At 56.9% G+C, this 20,271-nt stretch carries 16 protein-coding genes and 1 pseudogene; 13 read left to right on the top strand and 4 right to left on the bottom strand.

Features of this window, described 5'->3' with window-relative positions:
- The first annotated feature begins 142 nt into the window (after positions 1 to 142).
- Both KTH07_RS21480 and avtA read left to right on the top strand, forming a co-directional pair.
- Positions 143 to 2,173, top strand: a complete 2,031-nt coding sequence (locus KTH07_RS21480; protein ID WP_015572748.1) for an alpha-amylase — start codon at positions 143 to 145, stop codon at positions 2,171 to 2,173.
- Between the two features lie 624 nt (positions 2,174 to 2,797).
- Positions 2,798 to 4,051, top strand: a complete 1,254-nt coding sequence (gene avtA, locus KTH07_RS21475) for a valine--pyruvate transaminase (RefSeq protein ID WP_015572749.1) — start codon at positions 2,798 to 2,800, stop codon at positions 4,049 to 4,051.
- A gap of 7 nt (positions 4,052 to 4,058) precedes the next feature.
- Here the strand turns inward: avtA and KTH07_RS21470 are convergent, their stop codons facing one another.
- Together KTH07_RS21470 and yiaJ are read right to left on the bottom strand one after the other, a co-directional pair.
- The gene (locus KTH07_RS21470) at positions 4,059 to 4,514 is read right to left on the bottom strand and encodes a 4Fe-4S dicluster domain-containing protein (protein ID WP_032620465.1); all 456 of its coding nucleotides are present in this window, start codon (positions 4,512 to 4,514) and stop codon (positions 4,059 to 4,061) included.
- Positions 4,515 to 4,517: 3 nt separating this feature from the next.
- A complete protein-coding gene (gene yiaJ, locus KTH07_RS21465; RefSeq protein WP_015572751.1) occupies positions 4,518 to 5,336 on the bottom strand; it encodes an IclR family transcriptional regulator YiaJ in 819 nt (272 codons plus the stop codon).
- A gap of 224 nt (positions 5,337 to 5,560) precedes the next feature.
- Between yiaJ and yiaK the strand changes: the two genes are divergently transcribed.
- The 8 genes from yiaK to araD all read left to right on the top strand — a co-directional run bounded on the left by yiaK (position 5,561) and on the right by araD (position 13,139).
- Positions 5,561 to 6,559 (top strand): 3-dehydro-L-gulonate 2-dehydrogenase, encoded by a 999-nt coding sequence (yiaK, locus tag KTH07_RS21460; protein WP_015572752.1) that lies wholly within the window; start codon positions 5,561 to 5,563, stop codon positions 6,557 to 6,559.
- Positions 6,560 to 6,569: 10 nt separating this feature from the next.
- Positions 6,570 to 7,037 carry a YhcH/YjgK/YiaL family protein gene (locus KTH07_RS21455; protein ID WP_032620466.1) on the top strand — a complete coding sequence of 156 codons (468 nt, stop codon included), beginning with the start codon at positions 6,570 to 6,572 and terminating at the stop codon, positions 7,035 to 7,037.
- Between the two features lie 26 nt (positions 7,038 to 7,063).
- On the top strand, positions 7,064 to 7,990 hold the full coding sequence (locus tag KTH07_RS21450) for a DUF4862 family protein (RefSeq protein ID WP_015572754.1): 927 nt from the start codon (positions 7,064 to 7,066) through the stop codon (positions 7,988 to 7,990).
- A gap of 45 nt (positions 7,991 to 8,035) precedes the next feature.
- A complete protein-coding gene (locus KTH07_RS21445) occupies positions 8,036 to 9,355 on the top strand; it encodes an MFS transporter (protein ID WP_017693796.1) in 1,320 nt (439 codons plus the stop codon).
- Positions 9,356 to 9,431: 76 nt separating this feature from the next.
- Positions 9,432 to 10,937 carry an FGGY-family carbohydrate kinase gene (locus tag KTH07_RS21440; protein WP_032620468.1) on the top strand — a complete coding sequence of 502 codons (1,506 nt, stop codon included), beginning with the start codon at positions 9,432 to 9,434 and terminating at the stop codon, positions 10,935 to 10,937.
- Positions 10,934 to 11,587 (top strand): 3-keto-L-gulonate-6-phosphate decarboxylase UlaD, encoded by a 654-nt coding sequence (gene ulaD / locus KTH07_RS21435; protein ID WP_017693795.1) that lies wholly within the window; start codon positions 10,934 to 10,936, stop codon positions 11,585 to 11,587. Before KTH07_RS21440 ends, ulaD begins: the two co-directional genes overlap by 4 nt.
- Positions 11,588 to 11,589: 2 nt before the next feature.
- On the top strand, positions 11,590 to 12,450 hold the full coding sequence (locus KTH07_RS21430) for an L-ribulose-5-phosphate 3-epimerase (RefSeq protein ID WP_017693794.1): 861 nt from the start codon (positions 11,590 to 11,592) through the stop codon (positions 12,448 to 12,450).
- Complete coding sequence (gene araD / locus KTH07_RS21425) at positions 12,444 to 13,139, top strand: L-ribulose-5-phosphate 4-epimerase (RefSeq protein WP_023304611.1); 696 nt, start codon at positions 12,444 to 12,446, stop codon at positions 13,137 to 13,139. The genes KTH07_RS21430 and araD overlap by 7 nt, the downstream gene beginning before the upstream one ends.
- Here the strand turns inward: araD and KTH07_RS21420 are convergent, their stop codons facing one another.
- A complete protein-coding gene (locus tag KTH07_RS21420; protein ID WP_032620470.1) occupies positions 13,140 to 13,958 on the bottom strand; it encodes a helix-turn-helix domain-containing protein in 819 nt (272 codons plus the stop codon).
- A gap of 225 nt (positions 13,959 to 14,183) precedes the next feature.
- Between KTH07_RS21420 and KTH07_RS21415 the strand changes: the two genes are divergently transcribed.
- Both KTH07_RS21415 and KTH07_RS21410 read left to right on the top strand, forming a co-directional pair.
- Complete coding sequence (locus KTH07_RS21415; protein WP_023304613.1) at positions 14,184 to 15,584, top strand: MFS transporter; 1,401 nt, start codon at positions 14,184 to 14,186, stop codon at positions 15,582 to 15,584.
- A 10-nt stretch (positions 15,585 to 15,594) separates the two neighbouring features.
- Positions 15,595 to 17,544: pseudogene (locus tag KTH07_RS21410) on the top strand (glycoside hydrolase family 127 protein).
- Between the two features lie 137 nt (positions 17,545 to 17,681).
- On the opposite strand, the gene aldB reads toward KTH07_RS21410, so the two are convergent.
- Positions 17,682 to 19,220, bottom strand: a complete 1,539-nt coding sequence (aldB, locus tag KTH07_RS21405) for an aldehyde dehydrogenase AldB (protein WP_006808612.1) — start codon at positions 19,218 to 19,220, stop codon at positions 17,682 to 17,684.
- 166 nt (positions 19,221 to 19,386) lie between these two features.
- On the opposite strand from aldB, the gene KTH07_RS21400 reads away from it, so the two are divergent.
- Complete coding sequence (locus KTH07_RS21400) at positions 19,387 to 20,271, top strand: ROK family protein (protein WP_015572761.1); 885 nt, start codon at positions 19,387 to 19,389, stop codon at positions 20,269 to 20,271.

The raw sequence follows: 20,271 nt of genomic DNA, 5'->3' as shown, positions 1-20,271 counted from the left end.
TGCGCGATATCGCAGATAACTGCCTAATTTTGCGCGGGATCACTCATCCCTTCGCGTCCTCCTGGCAGAAAGCCTCAGAGGAGGAGTTTTTCCCCTGAGCCGAGTGGCACACTGGTCAAAAATGCCGCGACAGGAAAATGGAATGAAACGCACTGCATTAGCTGTTCTGATGTTACCCGCATTCGCGCATGCCGACTGGTCATCGCCGGGATTTAACGCGTTTAGCGCTGAAGGTACCGGCGTCTTTACCAGCCAGGCAACGCTTGCGAAGGGTACCCGCCCGCTGACGTTGAGTCTTGATAACGCGTGCTGGCAGCCGACAGGTGCCATTAAACTCAACGAGATGCTGTCGCTCAAACCCTGCGAAGGGACCCCACCGCAGTGGCGGTTATTCCGTGACGGCGTTTATCAGATGCGTATTGATACGCGCTCGGGAACGCCGACGCTGATGTTGACGGTACAAAGTGCGGCGCCACAGCCTGTCGCAAACGTTACCCGCCAGTGCCCGAAGTGGGACGGCAAACCGCTCACGATCGATGTCGTTAACACCTTTCCGGAAGGCACGGTGGTGCGTGATTTTTACAGCAAACAGACCGCGACCGTTCAAAACGGCAAAGTAATTCTTCAGCCAGCCGCCAACAGCAATGGCCTGCTGCTGCTTGAGCGCGCCGAGACGGACAAACCCGCGCCATTCAGCTGGCAAAACGCCACCGTCTATTTCGTGCTGACCGATCGCTTCGTAAATGGCGACCCCACCAACGACAACAGCTATGGCCGCCATAAAGACGGTATGCAGGAGATTGGTACTTTCCACGGCGGCGATCTGAAAGGGCTTACCAGCAAACTGGATTACCTTCAGCAACTGGGCGTGAATGCGCTCTGGATAAGCTCACCACTGGAGCAAATCCACGGCTGGGTTGGCGGCGGCACCAAAGGGGATTTCCCCCACTACGCCTATCACGGCTATTACACTCAGGACTGGACGAAACTCGACGCCAACATGGGCAGCGAAGATGATTTACGCCAGCTTGTCGACGACGCGCACAGGCGCGGTATCCGCGTCCTGTTTGACATTGTCATGAACCACGCGGGTTATGCGACGCTTGCAGATATGCAGGAGTATCAGTTTGGCGCGCTCTATTTGCAGGGCGATGAGCTGAAAAAAACCCTCGGCGAGCGCTGGACTGACTGGAAGCCAGGCGCGGGTCAAAGCTGGCACAGCTTCAACGATTACATCAACTTCAGTGACAAAGCCGCATGGGAAAAATGGTGGGGTAAAAAATGGATCCGTACCGATATCGGTGATTATGACAACCCGGGCTTTGACGATCTGACCATGTCGCTAGCCTTTCTGCCGGATCTGAAAACGGAATCTAAGATCCCGTCAGGTTTGCCGAACTTTTATCAACACAAGCCCGACACCAACGCGAAAGTGATGACGAATTTCACGCCGCGAGATTACCTGACCCACTGGCTCAGCCAGTGGGTACGTGACTACGGCATCGACGGCTTCCGGGTCGATACCGCTAAGCACGTTGAGCCTGAAGCCTGGCAGCAACTGAAAAACCAGGCCAGCCAGGCGCTGGCCGCGTGGAAAGCCGCCAACCCGGACAAAAAACTCGACAATGCGCCATTCTGGATGACCGGTGAATCCTGGGGCCACGGCGTGATGCAGAGCGATTATTACCGCCACGGTTTCGATGCGATGATCAACTTTGACTATCAGGAGCAGGCGGCGAAAGCGGTGGACTGTCTGGCCGATATGGATTTGACCTGGCAGCAAATGGCAGAAAAGCTGCAAAGTTTTAATGTGCTGAGCTATCTCTCCTCCCATGATACGCGTCTGTTCCGTGAAGGGGGCCAGCGCGCCGCTGAGTTACTGCTGCTGGCACCGGGAAGCGTCCAGATCTATTACGGCGATGAATCAGAGCGTCCATTCGGCCCGACGGGCTCCGATCCGCTACAGGGAACCCGTTCGGATATGAACTGGCAGGACGTCACGGGTAAACAGGCGTTAACTGTCGCCCACTGGCAGCTTCTGGGGCAGTTCCGTGCCCGTCATCCGGCGGTGGGTGAAGGCAAGCAAACAACGCTGTCAATGAAAGAGGGCTACGGCTTTGTGCGCGAGCACAAAGGCGATAAGGTGATGGTGGTGTGGGCGGGTAATCAATAGACCCCCTCACCCTAACCCTCTCCCCAGGGGCTGAGGGATCCCCAGTAATTTGAAAGCAAAAGCTATAACGTTGCCTCAGAATAACTGAGGGCTTTCAGCGATGCCTCGGTCCGGCTGTAAATCGCTGAGGCGTTTCCTGTAGGCCGGGGCGAGGCGCAGGGATGCGCCGAGAGGGCGGGCTTTACAGGGATGTTACCTCCGCCCGTCCCCGATAAGCCGGAAGGAATAAGCCGAAGGCACCGCGAAGCGGCGATTTTCCGCCGGAAGCCCGGGTCGCCAGGGTGGTGGCGACTGAGCCACCCTGGCACGTTCACCGGTTATGTCGTGACAGAGTAGCAAGGAACATAACGTGAACGGAATGACCACCAGAGCCGTATGTTCCCCCTCACCCCAGCCCTCTCCCTCAAGGGAGAGGGGGCCGTCTGTGCAGGCATTATTTTGTGGGGAACTCTCAGCCTCAGGGGGAGAGGGCCGGGGTGAGGGGCATTCACCAGAACAATTCACCACACAAATACAAACCTACCACATAAAACAACAAATCCGACCACATTCGCCGATTTGCACCAACACGGTGCTGGCGTTATGGTTACTGCCTTTCATATTAAGCCCGACAGATCACCTGCTATGACGTTTTCACTATTCGGCGACAAATTTACCCGCCATTCAGGCATTACCCGCCTGATGGAGGACCTCAACGACGGGCTGCGCACCCCAGGCGCTATCATGCTTGGCGGCGGAAACCCGGCTCAAATTCCGGAGATGAACACCTACTTCCAGACGCTGCTGGCAGAGATGCTGGAAAACGGTAAAGCAACCGATGCGCTATGTAATTACGACGGCCCTCAGGGTAAAACAGAACTACTGACGCTTCTGGCGGCAATGCTGCGGGAAGCGCTGGGTTGGGATATCGAACCACAGAATATTGCACTGACAAATGGCAGTCAGAGCGCGTTTTTCTACTTATTCAATCTGTTCGCCGGACGCCGCGCCGACGGCACCACGAAAAAAGTGCTGTTCCCGCTGGCACCGGAGTATATCGGCTATGCCGATGCCGGCCTCGAAGAAGACCTGTTTGTTTCCGCACGTCCGAATATCGAGTTGCTGCCAGAGGGCCAGTTCAAATATCACGTCGATTTTGAACATCTGCATATCGGTGAAGAGACGGGCATGATCTGCGTATCACGTCCCACCAACCCGACGGGCAACGTGATCACCGACGACGAGCTGATGAAGCTGGATGCGCTGGCGAATCAGCACGGCATCCCGCTGGTGATCGATAACGCCTATGGCGTACCGTTCCCGGGGATCATCTTCAGCGAAGCGCGTCCGCTATGGAACCCGAACATCATCCTCTGCATGAGCCTCTCCAAGCTGGGCCTGCCGGGCAGCCGTTGCGGCATTATCATTGCTAACGAGAAAATCATCACCGCCATTACCAATATGAACGGCATTATCAGCCTTTCCCCTGGCGGCATCGGCCCGGCGATGATGTGCGAGATGATCAGGCGTAACGACCTGCTGCGCCTGTCGAATGAGGTGATTAAGCCGTTTTACTCTCAGCGCGTTCAGGAAACTATCGCCATCCTTCGCCGCTACTTACCCGAAGAACGCTGCCTGATCCATAAACCGGAAGGGGCAATTTTCCTGTGGCTGTGGTTCAAGGACCTGCCCATTACGACAGAGCTGCTTTATCAGCGTCTGAAAAAACGTGGCGTGCTGATGGTGCCAGGGGATTACTTCTTCCCGGGGCTGGATAAGCCGTGGCCGCACACGCACCAGTGCATGCGCATGAACTACGTCCCGGACCCGGAAAAAATCGAAGCGGGTGTGAAAATTCTCGCCGAAGAGATTGAGAACGCCTGGCGCGAGGCCGGTTAATAAAACCTCAGGCCAGATTACGCAGCCGTTCCGCGCGTAATCTGGCGGGGTCTATGCAGCGCAGCGCGTGGGTGGGACAGGCTTCGACGCAGGCGGGACCGCCCTCGCGATGCGCGCACAAATCACATTTCAGCGCCTGAACGCGATCTTCCACGACCCGAACCTGCATTGCCCCGAACGGGCACGCCACCATACAGCTTTTGCAGCCGATACAGCGAGCCTGCTCAACGAGCCAGGCTCCCGCAGCGCGGTGAATGGCCCCCGTCGGGCAGACATTCGCGCAGGGCGCATCTTCACACTGGTGGCAGCCCACCGCCGTAGTGAAGGTTCCCCCCTTAACCACGCGGATCCGTGACGTAAACGCTTCTGGCGTGGCGCTGCTTTGATGCGACATCATGCACGCCACCTCACAGGTGCGGCACCCGATACATTTTTCTGGATCCGTCAGAATAAATCGGTTCATCAGTTACGCCTCGCGCACGTTAAACCCCAGTTCTTTCGAGATAGCTTCCGCCGTGTCACGCAGCGGTTTTAGCAAGTTTTTCTCACCCACCTGCTTCATGCGCGACGTCGACAGCGAAATGGAGATGGCATAGGGCACGCGCCCGTGAATATCAAAGACCGGCACGGCGATACATGACACACCCAGCTCGTTCTCTTCTTTATCCATCGCCATACTGTGATCGCGAATTTCCGCCAGCTCATCATACATCGCGCTCAGTTCGGTGATGGTGTTGCGGGTCAAAGGTTGGATCTGTTCCTGGTGGCTTTCCCAGTAGCTCGCCACGTAATCCTGATGGCCAAACGCCATATAGATTTTGCCCATCGCAGAACAATAGAGCGGCATATGCTGGCCGATATATGCGCGCGTGCGCAGCATACCGGTTGTCGGCTCAAGCTTATAAATCAGGATCGCGTGGTCATCTTCACGGCTGGAGAAGTTGACCGTTTCGCCGGTGGCAATGTTCAGCGCCTCGAGGTGCGGCGCCGCCACGTGAATAATATTGAGCGATGAAAGCGCCTTTTGCCCGACGGCGATAAATTTGGTGGTCAGACGATAGCTCCCTGCCGCCGGCGCCGGCGTCACGTACCCGCACGACTGCAACCCCTGCAATAACCGGTGCACGGTGCTTTTATTCAGCCCCGCCAGTTCTGATAAATGCGCAAGCGGACACCCGTTCGGATAGTTACTGAGGATTTCAATCAGCATCAGGCCGCGAAACAAGCTCTGGCTACCTGCTGGCCTCTCTTTTTCTTGCGTCATTTCGCTCTCTTTTATGCTCATCAAATGGCTCCTGTTTATCGCGCCCTGATGGTAGCGCAAAGTGTGGTTTAGTTCACGATCTCAACAGAAAAAACACAACCATTTGATTTTAATAGATTTTTAAAAACGTGAATGTCGTTGATCTGACAAAATTTGATCGTTATATTTGAAATCAGATTTCGTATAGTGAAATTTAGCGATAAAAAAGCACTCGCACTTGCCCCTAAAAAAACAGGAGAACAGGGATGAAAGTGACCTTCGAAGAGTTGAAAGCGGCGTTCAATCGGGTTCTGCTCGATCGCGGTGTAAAAGCGGATACCGCAGACGCCTGCGCCGAGATGTTCGCCCGCACCACGGAGTCCGGCGTTTATTCACACGGCGTCAACCGCTTCCCGCGATTTATTCAGCAGCTTGACGCAGGCGACATCATCCCTGACGCCCAGCCGAAACGCGTAACGACATTAGGCGCCATCGAACAGTGGGATGCCCAGCGTTCCATCGGCAACCTGACGGCGAAGAAGATGATGGACCGTGCTACCGAGCTGGCGTCCGATCACGGGATCGGCCTGGTGGCGCTGCGTAACGCTAACCACTGGATGCGCGGCGGCAGCTACGGCTGGCAGGCGGCGGAGAAGGGCTATATCGGCATCTGCTGGACTAACTCTATTGCCGTGATGCCCGCGTGGGGATCAAAAGAATGCTGCATCGGCACAAACCCGCTGATCGTCGCTATCCCGTCGAATCCAATCACCATGGTCGATATGTCGATGTCGATGTTCTCCTACGGCATGCTGGAGGTAAATCGCCTGGCCGGACGCGAATTACCGGTAGACGGCGGCTTTGACGATGAAGGCAATCTGACCAGAGAGCCGGGCGTGATTGAGAAAAACCGTCGCATTCTGCCCATGGGCTACTGGAAAGGTTCCGGCTTATCGATTGTGCTCGACATGATCGCCACCCTGCTCTCTGACGGCGCGTCCGTCGCGGAAGTGACCCAGGACAACAGCGACGAATACGGCGTATCGCAGATCTTTATCGCCATCGAAGTGGATCGCCTGATCGACGGTCCAACCCGCGATGCCAAACTACAGCGCATCATGGACTTCATCACCACCGCAGAACGCGCTGATGAAAATGTCGCCGTCCGTCTGCCAGGCCATGAGTTCACACGCCTGCTGGAGGAGAATCGCCGCAACGGCATCACGGTTGACGACAGCGTGTGGGCGAAAATCCAGTCTCTGTAAGGAGTGGGTCATGATATTCGGACATATTGCACAGCCAAATCCATGTCGCCTGCCGCTGGCGATTGAAAAGGCGCTTAATTTTCTGCGTACCACGGATTTCACCACCCTGGCGCCGGGCGTGATCGAAATTGAAGGCCGCAACATTTTTGCCCAGGTTCTCGACCTCACCACACAGGAACAGCACGAGAACCGCCCTGAAGTCCATCGCCGCTATCTGGATATCCAGTTTCTGGCCTGGGGTGAAGAAAAAATCGGTATCGCTATTGATACCGGGAATAACAAAATCAGCGAATCATTGCTGGAGCAACGGGATATTATTTTTTATCACGACAGCGAACATGAGTCATTTATCGAAATGATACCTGGCAGTTACGCCATATTTTTCCCGCAGGATGTTCACCGTCCTGCCTGTATTAAAAACAAGGGATCCGCAATTCGTAAAATTGTGGTGAAAGTGGCCATCAGCGAATTAGATTAATTTTCTGATAAATACAGGAATGCGAAATGACCAACACCGGTTTTATTATTGGTGCGTACCCCTGTGCACCCTCATTTCACCAGAAAGGGGAGCAGGAAGAATACGCCTTCTGGCGGGAACTTTCCGACACGCCAAATATTCGCGGGCTGGAACAACCTTGCCTTGAAAATCTCCATCCGTTTGGTGATGAATGGCTGTTTCGTCATACGCCGGGCGACTGGCAGATCGTTGTCACAGCCGTTATGGAAACCATGCGCCGCCGCGGCAGCAACGGCGCGTTTGGCCTGGCGTCCGCGGACGAAGAACAGCGTAAAGCGTGCATTGAATATTACCGCCATCTGCATCAAAAGATTGATGCCGTTAACACCCGCTTTCCCGGGAAAGTGATCGCTCTGGAAATGCAGGCCGCACCGCAGGCGGGTAATGATTCTGTCGAGCAAGCGACAGAAGCATTCTCCCGCTCGGTACGGGAAATCGCGAGCTGGGACTGGGGCTGCGATCTGGTGCTGGAACACTGTGATGCGATGAATGGCCCGGCGCCGCGTAAAGGGTTCTTGCCCTTAGAGCAGGTGCTGGAGGTAGTGAAAGAGACCGATATCAGCGTCTGTATCAACTGGGCACGTTCGGCCATCGAAGGTCGCAACACCGCCCTTCCGCTGGAACATGTTCAGGCGGCACTCGCTGCCGGGAAGCTGGGGGCGCTGATGTTTTCGGGCACGACCCCTCACGGTGAGTATGGAGAATGGCAGGATCTGCACGCGCCGTTTTCTTCGTTCTGCGCCGACAGTCTCATGTCCACTGAACATGTAAAAACGCTGTTTACTGCTGCGAGCGCCGCAACATTGAAATTCTCCGGTATTAAATTACTGGAAATAAATGCTAATGCTGACGTCAGCCATCGCATCGCTATTTTGCGCGACGGCATTAGCGCTATGAATAAAGCGTCACAATAAAAATAAAGAATACATTTTCCGGTTACCTTCAATGAGATATTAACTATGAATATTTCTTCTAATGCTCTACACGCGGACATTCCGCGCCAGCGCTGGCTAAGGATCATTCCCCCTATTCTTATCGCCTGCATTATTTCCTATATGGACCGCGTAAATATAGCTTTTGCGATGCCCGGCGGTATGGATGAAGAGCTGGGCATTTCCGCCACGATGGCGGGCCTGGCGGGGGGGATCTTTTTTATCGGCTATTTGTTCCTGCAAGTTCCCGGCGGCAAAATTGCCGTGCACGGCAGCGGTAAGAAGTTTATCGGCTGGTCGCTGGTTGCCTGGGCGGTGATCTCGGTTCTGACCGGGCTTGTGACCAACCAGTATCAGCTGCTGGTACTGCGCTTCTTACTCGGCGTGGCGGAAGGTGGGATGCTGCCCGTTGTGCTCACGATGATCAGTAACTGGTTCCCGGATGCCGAGCGCGGCCGCGCCAACGCGATTGTGATCATGTTCGTGCCCATCGCCGGGATCATCACCGCCCCGCTGTCGGGCTGGATTATTACCGCTCTCGACTGGCGCTGGCTGTTCATTATTGAAGGTCTGATGTCCGTTGTTGTGCTGGTGCTGTGGGCGTTCACCGTCTACGACCGACCGCAGGAAGCACGCTGGATCTCTGAGGCCGAGAAAAACTACCTGGTACAAACGCTGGCGGCAGAGCAGCAGGCCATTGCGGGTAAAGAGGTGAAAAACGCCTCGCTCAGCGCGGTGCTGTCTGACAAAACCATGTGGCAGCTGATCGCCCTCAACTTCTTCTACCAGACCGGCATTTACGGTTACACCCTCTGGCTGCCCACCATTCTGAAGGAGCTGACACACACCAGCATCGGCCAGGTGGGAATGCTCGCCATTCTGCCTTACATCGGCGCCATTGCTGGCATGTTCCTGTTCTCTACGCTCTCTGACCGCACCGGCAAGCGCAAGCTGTTTGTCTCCCTGCCATTGATTGGCTTTGCGCTCTGCATGTTCCTCTCCGTGGCGCTGAAAGAGCACACCTGGCTGGCCTATGCCGCACTGGTGGGCTGTGGCTTCTTCCTGCAATCCGCAGCGGGCGTGTTCTGGACCATCCCGGCGCGTCTGTTCAGCGCTGAGATGGCGGGTGGCGCTCGCGGCGTGATCAATGCCCTGGGCAACCTCGGCGGGTTCTGCGGTCCTTATGCGGTAGGCGTACTGATCACCCTGTACAGCAAAGACGCAGGCGTTTACTGCCTGGCAGTTTCGCTGGCGCTGGCATCGCTGCTGGCCCTGCTGTTACCGGCGAAATGCGATGCCGGAGCAGAGCCCAACCCCACGGTGACTCCACATAAACGTGCGGCCTGAGGCCCTCACCTGACCCACTAAACCAAACCGTAGGCCGGGTAAGCGAAGCGCCACCCGGCAATTAAGCGAGAAGAAGATGAGTGAAAAAGAGCCCTTCTGGCTGGGTATCGATTGTGGCGGTACTTATCTGAAAGCCGGTTTATACAACAGCCAGGGCAAAGAAGTCTGTATTGAACGCCGCTCAGTGGCCACGCTCAGCCCACGCGCCGGCTACGCCGAGCGGGATATGCACCAGCTCTGGCAGCACTGCCACAAAACCGTCGCCCTGCTGCTCAAAAATTCAGGCGCTGACGGCGGTCAGATCAAAGGCGTTGGCATTTCAGCCCAGGGCAAGGGGCTGTTTCTGCTCAATAAACAGGATCGCCCCTTGGGTAACGCCATACTCTCCTCCGATCGCCGTGCGCTGGAGATCGTACAACGCTGGCAGCAGGACGGTATACCCGAAAAGCTCTATCCGCATACTCGCCAGACGCTGTGGACGGGGCATCCGGCCTCACTCCTGCGCTGGGTTAAAGAGAACGAGCCTCAGCGGTATCAGCAAATTGGCAGCGTGATGATGGCGCACGATTACCTGCGCTGGTGTCTGACCGGGGTCAAAGGCTGCGAAGAGAGCAACATCTCGGAATCCAATCTCTACAACATGAATACCGGGCAGTACGATCCGCAGCTCACGCGCTGGCTCGGCATCAGCGACATTGACGGTGCCCTGCCGCCTATTATCGGTTCAGCAGAAATTTGCGGGGAAATCACCGCTCAGGCAGCCGCACTGACCGGTCTCACGGCGGGTACTCCCGTCGTTGGTGGACTGTTTGATGTGGTTTCCACCGCGATCTGCGCCGGGCTGCATGACGAACATACGCTGAATGCCGTAATGGGGACCTGGGCCGTAACCAGTGGGATTGCCCACGGCATCCGCGACAACGAGCCTTTCCCCTACGTCTATGGCCGCTACGTCCATCCGCAGCAGTTCATCGTTCATGAAGCCAGCCCCACGTCGTCCGGCAACCTGGAATGGCTGACGGCCCAATGGGGCGATATGTCATTCGATGAGATTAACCACGCCGTGGCCAGCCTGCCAAAAGCTGAAAGCGATGTGTTCTTCCTGCCTTTCCTCTACGGCAGCAACGCCGGGCTGGAGATGACCAGCGGCTTCTATGGCTTGCAGGCGCTGCATACCCGCGCGCACCTCCTCCAGGCGGTTTATGAAGGGGTGGTATTCAGCCACATGACCCACCTCAACCGTATGCTCGAACGCTTTCCCCACGTGCAGGCCTTGCGTGTGACGGGCGGCCCAACCCATTCGGACGTGTGGATGCAGATGCTCGCAGACGTCAGCGGCCTGGCGATTGAACTCCCGCAGGTGGAAGAGACCGGCTGTTCCGGTGCGGCGCTGGCCGCGCTCGTCGGTACAGGCCTTTATCCCGATTTTTACGCCGCTCAGCGCGCCCTCAGGCATGACATCCGGATGATTGAACCTGACATGCGTGCCCATGCCGCCTACCAGCGCAAATATCACCGTTACCAGCTACTGATTTCAGCATTACAGGGCTATCACGCCCGTGTTAAGGAGTACGACCTATGAGCCGACCATTATTGCAGCTGGCGCTCGACCACACCTCGCTTCAGGCCGCGCAGCGCGATGTCGCGACGCTTTCCGATCACGTCGACATCGTCGAAGCCGGCACCATTCTATGCCTGACCGAAGGGCTAAACGCCGTTCGCGCCCTGCGTGCGCAGTGTCCGGATAAAATTATCGTGGCGGACTGGAAAGTCGCCGATGCCGGAGAAACGCTGGCTGAGCAGGCGTTTGGCGCAGGCGCAAACTGGATGACCATCATCTGTGCCGCCCCGCTGGCCACCGTTGAACGTGGCCACGAGGTCGCACTGCGCGGCGGCGGCGAGATCCAGATGGAGCTGTTTGGCAACTGGACGCTGGACGACGCACGCGCGTGGCATCGCATCGGGGTGAAGCAGGCGATTTACCACCGCGGGCGCGACGCACAGGCCAGCGGCCAGCAGTGGGGTGAGGCGGATCTCAGCAAAATGAAGGCGCTGTCCGATATCGGTTTGCAGCTTTCTATAACTGGCGGTATCACCCCCGCTGACCTGTCGCTGTTTAAGCAGATCAACGTCAAAGCCTTCATTGCCGGGCGCGCGCTGGCAGGCGCCGATAATCCGCCGCAGGTGGCACAGGCATTCCATTCGCAAATCCGCGACATCTGGGGAGAGTAACCATGCGTCAGCATCCGTTAGGCATTTACGAAAAAGCGCTGCCAAAAGATCTCTCCTGGCCGGAGCGCCTGGTTCTGGCAAAAAGCTGCGGCTTCGATTTTGTGGAGATGTCGGTGGATGAGACCGACGAGCGTTTATCGCGCCTTGAATGGAGTACCACGCAGCGCGCCTCTCTTGTGGAAGCGATGCTGGAGACCGGCGTGGCCATCCCGTCGATGTGCTTGTCTGCCCATCGTCGCTTCCCGTTTGGCAGCCGCGATGAAATCGTGCGCGAACGCGCCCGCGAGATCATGACCAAAGCCATCCGGCTGGCCCGTGATTTGGGTATTCGCACCATCCAGCTTGCGGGTTATGACGTGTACTACGAGGAACACGATGAGGGCACGCAACAGCGCTTTGCCGAAGGGCTGGCGTGGGCCGTAGAGCAGGCTGCCGCCGCGCAGGTAATGCTGGCGGTAGAGATCATGGACACTGCGTTTATGAACTCCATCAGCAAGTGGAAAAAGTGGGACGACATGCTCGCCTCGCCGTGGTTCAGCGTTTACCCGGACGTCGGCAACCTGAGCGCGTGGGGCAACGACGTCACCGCCGAGCTGACGCTGGGCATTGACCGCATCGCCGCTATCCACCTGAAAGATACCCGGCCCGTTACCGAGCAAAGCCCCGGACAGTTCCGCGATGTGCCGTTTGGCGAGGGCTGCGTCGATTTCGTTGGCGTGTTTAACACGCTGAATCAACTTAATTATCGCGGCGCATTTCTGATTGAAATGTGGACCGAGAAAGCCAAAGAGCCGGTGCTGGAGATCATCCAGGCGCGCCGCTGGATTGAAGCCCGAATGCAGGAAGGAGGCATGACATGTTAGAACAACTCAAAGCCGAGGTGCTGGCGGCAAATCTCGCCCTGCCCGCCCACCAGCTGGTGACGTTCACCTGGGGCAACGTCAGCGCGGTTGACCGTGCCAGCGGCATGATGGTGATCAAACCATCCGGCGTGGAGTACGACGTGATGACCGCAGAAGATATGGTGGTGGTAAATATCGCCACGGGTAAAGTGGTCGAGGGGAGTAAAAAGCCCTCCTCCGACACCCCGACCCATCTCGCGCTGTATCGTCGTTACCCGGAAATTGGCGGCATTGTGCATACCCATTCCCGCCACGCCACCATCTGGTCGCAGGCGGGGCAGGATTTACCCGCGTGGGGCACGACGCACGCGGACTATTTCTACGGTGCGATCCCCTGCACGCGGCTGATGACCCCGGCTGAAATCGCGGGTGAATATGAATACCAGACGGGGGAAGTCATTATCAAAACCTTCGAGGAGCGCGACATAAGCCCGATGCAGGTCCCGGCGGTGCTGGTTCATTCTCACGGCCCGTTTGCCTGGGGCAAAGACGCTGCCGATGCGGTACACAATGCCGTGGTGCTGGAAGAGTGCGCCTATATGGGGCTTTTCTCGCGCCAGCTTGCACCTCAGCTTCCGGTTATGCAGCAGGAATTGCTGGATAAGCATTACCTGCGCAAGCATGGCGCAAATGCCTATTACGGCCAGTGATCATCCGGAATTAATATGCTCTTTACAGTACCGCCGTTTCCAGACGGCGGGCGTTAACCCGGTATGTTTTGAGAATATTTGCCGGAAATAACCCACGTCATTAAAACCGCACCGGGCGGCCACTTCAGTTAATGAGGCCGCATCGTTCAGCAGCAGTTTTTCAGCGGCCCTGACGCGCTGGCGGTGAATTGCCTCCGTCAGGGTTAAATGAAACGTCCGGCGAAATACTCGCCCCAGGTAATCCGCGTTGCAGTGCAGCTCTTTTGCCAGCTGCGAAGTGGACAGGGGCAAATGAAAGTGCGTGCGGATAAGCTGCTTGGCCTTCCACGCCATTGCCGCGCCCGCATCATCCGCTTTATCTTCATATCCCGGCGAGAGCGATATCTGCTGCAAAATTAACAGCAAAATTATCTCCAGCGCCAGGCTACGGTGTAATTTTTCCTGCTCGCTTAAAAACTGACGGAATAACGCAATAACATATTGCGGATCCCGCACGCTACAGTGTTGCTCAATCGACAGCGGCGTCGCACCTGGCAACACCGGCAGGCGTTCATCCACCTCAAAATGCAGCCAGTAAAATTTGAGATCGCCCGGAAAATCTTCCACGCCGACATGCCGTCGCTTCGGCCAAAGTAATAAACTCTCGCCAGCGTTTACCTCAAACAGCGTATTTTCCTCCTGGATCGTTAATGTCCCTTTTTCGACAAAAATTATCTCCCACGAAGATAATTTTCGTGCGGGATGACGGCCCACGCCCCGGGAGATAAATAACCCGCCATTTTGAACTCTAATCGGAAGTGCTATGGATAATTCAAGCATGGATATTCATTTTTCCGCTTTTTTGGTGGCTAATATTGTCTTTACCCCTTGATTATTAATAAATATCAGCAGAACGGCTCGATCAAACTCACAGTTTTACCATCAGGTCGGAATCGTCACCTTTTTATACTTTTCCCTTCCCTTGTTGGTCTGCCCGTTGAATGCAGAATAAATGGGGTACCTTGCACAAATACGATAAAAAATCGTTTATCGAGGAGTTACCCCATGACTTCCACACCGATTACAGACGCAGAAGTTGCAAAACAGGCAGCCGATGACCGGCTGTCAGTCCGCGAGAAAATTGGCTACGGCCTGGGCGACGCGGGCGGCACGGTAATTACCTGCCTGATCATGAACTTTCTGACCTTTTTCTATACCGATGTATTTGGCCTGACGCCTGCGCTGGTGGGCACGCTGTTTATTGCCCTTCGGGTATTTGACGCGATTTCCGATCCGGTGATGGGCGTGATTGCCGACCGCACGCAGAGCCGCTGGGGGCGTTTTCGTCCCTGGCAGCTGTGGGTCGCGCTTCCCATCGGGATCGTCGGCGTACTGACCTTCACCGTCCCGGACGCCAGCATGGGCGTGAAAATCGCCTGGGCGTTCGGCACCTATCTGTTGCTTTCAGTGGGCTATACCGCCATCAACGTGCCATATTGCGCGCTGATCAACACCATGACCACCCGCCACAACGAGGTTATATCCTGCCAGTCCTGGCGCTTCGTACTGTGCGGCGTGGCGGGCTTTCTGGTCTCCGTTGGCCTGCCGTGGCTGGTGTCAGAGCTGGGACAGGGCAATGCCGCCCGGGGTTATCAGCTGGGCGTCGGCGTGCTGTGCGCCATCGCCGTGGTGATGTTCCTGTGCTGCTTCTTCTGGGTGCGCGAGCGCGTCCCGCTTGCGCTGATGGGTAAATTCACCCTGCGCGAGCACCTGGCGGGCCTGCGGAAAAACGATCAGCTGCTGCTGATGCTGGTGATGTCGTTTCTGCTGATCAACGTTTTCAACATTCGCGGCGGCGGGTACATGTACTTCATCACCTACGTGCTTCAGGGCAGCACGGCGTACACTTCGCTGTTTTTCACCATGGTGACCTTTGCCGCCATTCTGGGCGCGGTGATCGTCAGTCCGCTGTCGCGGCGGATCGATACCGTCAAACTCTACTACTACACCAACCTGGTACTCGCTGCGCTTGCGGTGGGTATGTGGTTCCTGCCGGGTGGTCCGGCGCACCAGACGCTCTGGCTGATCGTAATTTTAAGTAACGGCGTGATCCTGGGCTTCACCCTGCCGCTGCACTTCTCGCTGATGGCCTTTGCCGATGACTACGGCGAATGGAAAACCGGCGTGCGCTCATCGGGGATGAACTTCGCCTTCAATCTGTTTTTCATCAAGCTCGCGTGGGCATCCAGCGCCGGGATCATCAGCCTGGTGTTTATTGCCGTGGCCTATCAGCCAGGCGCGGGTAACCAGACGCCCGCCTCATTGCAGGGCATCACCGCCATGGAGACGCTGCTCCCTGCCCTTTTCCACCTGCTGCTGGCGGTCGCTATCCGCTGGTGCAGGCTTAACAATCCCGTGATGTCGCGCATTGCCACCGATTTGCGCCAGCGTCATGTACAGTCCTGAGGAGAACGATATGACCATAATGGAAGCCGACCTGCATCAGCTGAAAATCAACGACCCGTTTCTTGGTCAGTACCAACGGCTGGTCCGCGATGTGGTGATCCCCTACCAGTGGGAGGCGCTTAACGATCGCGTGGCGGAGGCCGAACCCAGCCACGCGATCGCCAACTTCCGCATCGCCGCTGGTCTGGAACAGGGGGAGTTCTACGGGATGGTCTTTCAGGACAGCGACGTGGCGAAATGGCTCGAAGCCGTGGCGTGGTAGCTGTGCCAGAAGCCGGATGCTGAACTGGAAAAAACCGCCGACGAGGTGATCACTCTGGTCGCAGCGGCGCAGTGCGAAGATGGCTATCTCAATACCTATTTCACGGTGAAAGCCCCGGCCGAGCGCTGGACCAATCTGGCCGAATGCCACGAACTGTACTGCGCCGGGCATATGATTGAAGCGGGTGTGGCGTATTTCCAGGGAACCGGAAAGCGCCGCCTGCTGGACGTGGTGTGCAGGCTGGCGGATCATATCGACAGCGTGTTTGGCCCAGGCGAAAACCAGCTGCACGGTTACCCCGGCCACCCGGAAATCGAGCTGGCGCTGATGCGGCTGTACGACGTCACGCAGGAGCAACGCTATCTCAATCTGGTGAAATACTTTATTGAGGAACGCGGCGCGCAGCCTCACTTCTACGATATCGAATACGAGAAGCGCGGCAGAACGTCATACTGGAACACCTATGGCCCGGCGTGGATGGTCAAGGACAAAGCCTACAGCCAGGCGCATCTGCCCCTTGCGGAACAACAAACGGCCATCGGCCACGCCGTGCGTTTTGTCTATCTGATGGCGGGCATGGCACATCTGGCGCGCCTGAGCAGCGACGAGGGGAAACGTCAGGATTGCCTGCGGCTGTGGAACAACATGGCACAGCGCCAGCTGTACATCACCGGCGGGATTGGCTCCCAAAGCAGCGGCGAGGCGTTCAGCAGCGATTACGATCTGCCCAACGATACGGTCTACGCCGAAAGCTGCGCCTCCATCGGCCTGATGATGTTTGCCCGCCGGATGCTGGAAATGGAGGCGGACGGCCACTACGCCGACGTGATGGAGCGCGCGCTGTACAACACGGTGCTGGGCGGCATGGCGCTGGACGGTAAGCATTTCTTTTATGTGAATCCGCTGGAAGTGCACCCGAAAACCCTGGCCTTTAACCATATCTATGACCACGTCAAACCGGTGCGCCAGCGCTGGTTCGGCTGCGCCTGTTGCCCGCCGAATATTGCGCGCGTGCTGACCTCGCTGGGGCACTACATTTATACCGTTCGCCCGGACGCGCTGTTGATCAACCTGTACGTGGGGAACGACGTCGCCATTCCGGTTGGGGATAACATCCTCCAGCTGCGGATTAGCGGGAACTATCCGTGGCATGAGCAGGTGAAAATCGAGATTACCTCACCAGTTCCGGTGACTCACACGCTGGCCCTGAGGCTGCCGGACTGGTGTGCGGAACCGGCTGTTTCGCTCAATGGTCAGGCCATTACAGGCGAGGTCTCCCGTGGATACTTATACCTCAACCGAAGCTGGCAGGAAGGCGACACGCTGACGCTGACGTTACCGATGCCGGTCCACCGCGTGTACGGCAACCCGCAGGTGCGCCAGCAGGCGGGGAAAGTCGCATTGCAGCGTGGACCGCTGGTTTACTGCCTGGAAGAAGCCGATAACGGCGCAAATCTGCATAACCTTTCTTTGCCCCAGGACAGCGCGTTTCGGGTATTTGAAGGCAAAGGCATTTTCGCGCACAAGATGCTGATACAGGCGGAAGGGATCGGGTGTCAGGCGAAGGACACTGATGCCCTGTGGCAGTACGACCACTCGCCGGTAGAACGTCAGCCCCGGACGCTGACCTTTATTCCGTGGTTCAGCTGGGCAAACCGGGGAGAAGGGGAAATGCGGATATGGGTGGATGAAAGCTGAATAACTGCGGCCTGTTGCCCTCACCCCAGCCCTCTCCCACAGGAGAGGGAGTAAAAAGTAGGCCGGGTAAGGCGAAGCCGCCACCCGGCTTTAACCCGGCTCAGGTCACCCTACCCGGGACGACCTGAGCCCGGAGATTAAAACAGCCCCAGCGGTTTATCGGAGTAGCTGACTAACAGACATTTCGTTTGCTGGTAATGCTCCAGCATCATCTTATGGGTTTCACGCCCGATGCCCGACTGTTTGTAGCCGCCAAACGCCGCATGAGCCGGATAGGCGTGATAGCAGTTTGTCCATACGCGTCCGGCCTGAATGCCGCGGCCCATTTTATAGGCCAGATTACCGTTACGACTCCAGACGCCCGCCCCCAGGCCATACTGCGTGTCGTTGGCGAGCTCCAGCGCCTCGTCCATGGTTTTAAACGTGGTGACGGCCAGCACCGGTCCAAAAATTTCCTCCTGGAAAACGCGCATGTTGTTCTTACCGAACAGGATGGTCGGCTCAAGGTAGTAACCCTCCTGCAAATCGCCGCCCAGCACCTTACGACGACCGCCGGTCAACACATCGGCCCCCTCTTTTTTGCCGATATCAATATAGTTGAGGATGGTTTCCAGCTGGCCATGCGATACCTGCGCTCCCATCTGGGTGACGTTATCCAGCGGATTACCGCTGCGAATCGACTCCACGCGCCGGATCGCCCGCTCCATAAAGCGCTCATAAATGGATTCCTGCACCAGCGCGCGGCTCGGACAGGTGCAGACTTCACCCTGGTTGAACGCGAACAGGGCAAACCCTTCCAGCGCTTTGTCGAAGAAGGCGTCCTCTTCATCCATCACGTCGGCAAAGAAGATGTTCGGCGATTTCCCGCCCAGCTCCAGGGTGACCGGAATGATGTTCTGGGTGGCGTACTGCATGATCTGCTGACCCACTTCCGTTGAGCCGGTAAACGCCACTTTAGCAATACGCTTTGAAGTAGCCAGATATTCGCCGATCTCTCCCCCGGCCCCGTTGACCACGTTAATGACCCCCGGCGGCAACAGGTCGCCAATCACCTCCATCAGCAGCAGTACCGAAAGCGGCGTTAAGCGTGCAGGTTTCAGCACAACGCAGTTACCCGCCGCCAGCGCGGGCGCCATTTTCCAGCTCGCCATCAGCAGCGGGAAGTTCCACGGAATAATTTGCCCCACCACGCCGAGCGGCTCGTGGAAGTGATACGCCACGGTATCTTTGTCAACTTCACTTATTCCCCCCTCCTGGGCACGAATGCAGGACGCAAAATAGCGGAAATGGTCAATCGCCAGCGGCACGTCCGCCGCCATGGTTTCCCGGATCGGCTTGCCGTTGTCCCACGTTTCCGCGGTCGCCAGCAGCTCCAGATTCTGCTCCATCCGATCGGCGATTTTGAACAAAATGGCCGCTCTGTCCTGAACGGACGTTTGTCCCCACTTATCTTTCGCCTTATGCGCCGCATCCAGCGCTAAATCGATATCCCGCTTGCCCGAACTGGCAATTTCACACAGCGGCTGGCCGGTAACGGGCGTCAGGTTGGAATAGTACTCACCGTCGACGGGCGCCACCCAGTCGCCGCCGATGAAGTTGTCATAGCGGGGCTTCAGCTTAAGAGGAAAACCATACTCGCCTGGCTGGATACGCGATGAGGGAGGATTGTTTGTCATGACCGTCTCCTTGCAGTAGGTGTACAACAAGGGTAGTTCCGGCTGGTGATTTTCTCGCCAGTCGGTAACGGGTTTACGAGCCGTATCACGGATTACCGTACTTTACGTTTCGTTTCTGCCGCCGGAGCCATACTTAATAGCTCAGGGGCTCATGAGGAACAATGCAATGCAGCTATTTATCGGCTTTGACGTGGGCGGAACCCACATCAAACACGGCGTGATCAACGAAAACGGCGAAGAACTGACATCCGATGAATATGATACGCCTGACGATGAAAGCACCTTCAAACAGAAGTGGAAAGCGGTGGTGGATAAGTACCGCCAGGAGCATGAGATCGTCGGCATCGGCGTGAGTTTTCCGGGCCACATCAATCACCATACCGGCGAAGCGGCCAAGGCCGGGGCGCTGGATTACCTTGACGGTGAAAACCTGTGCGAGCTTTTCGCACAGCTGACCGATCTCCCCGTAACAACCGAAAATGACGCCAACTGCGCGGCGCTGGGCGAACGCTGGCAGGGCGCCGGTAAGGACTATGAGCATTTCGTCTGCATCACCATCGGCACCGGCATCGGCGGCGGTATCGTCATGGAGGGCGATCTCTACCGTGGGTCGCACTACCGGGCGGGTGAGTTTGGCGTGCTGCCCGTTGGCAACAACGGCGAGCCGATGCACGAAGTGGCGTCCGCCAGCGGCCTGATGAAAGCCTGCCGCCGCGCGCTGGCCGTGTCGGAAGATGAGATGCCTGACGGTGAGGAGCTGTTTAGACGCATGGACAGCGACGTGCATCTGCGTGAGGCCATAGAAGAGTGGGCGCATTTCCTCTCGCGGGGCATCTACAGCGTGATCTCCATGTTTGATCCGCAGGCGGTGCTGATTGGCGGCGGCATTAGCGAGCAGGAGAAAATCTATCTCCTGCTGGATAAATACCTACAGCGATTCGAGGAGTGGGAAGCGCTCCGGGTGCCCATCCTTCCCTGCGAGCTGGGTAACCAGGCGGGAAGGCTGGGTGCGGTCTGGCTGGCTAAGCAGAAGCAGGCGCGCAGCGCTTAA

The sequence above is a fragment of the Enterobacter cloacae complex sp. ECL72 genome, from assembly GCF_019056635.1.
GTDB classification, from domain to species: domain Bacteria; phylum Pseudomonadota; class Gammaproteobacteria; order Enterobacterales; family Enterobacteriaceae; genus Enterobacter; species Enterobacter hormaechei_C.
Note: the sequence above shows the minus strand (reverse complement) of the source record. Positions and strands in the feature narration are given on the sequence as shown.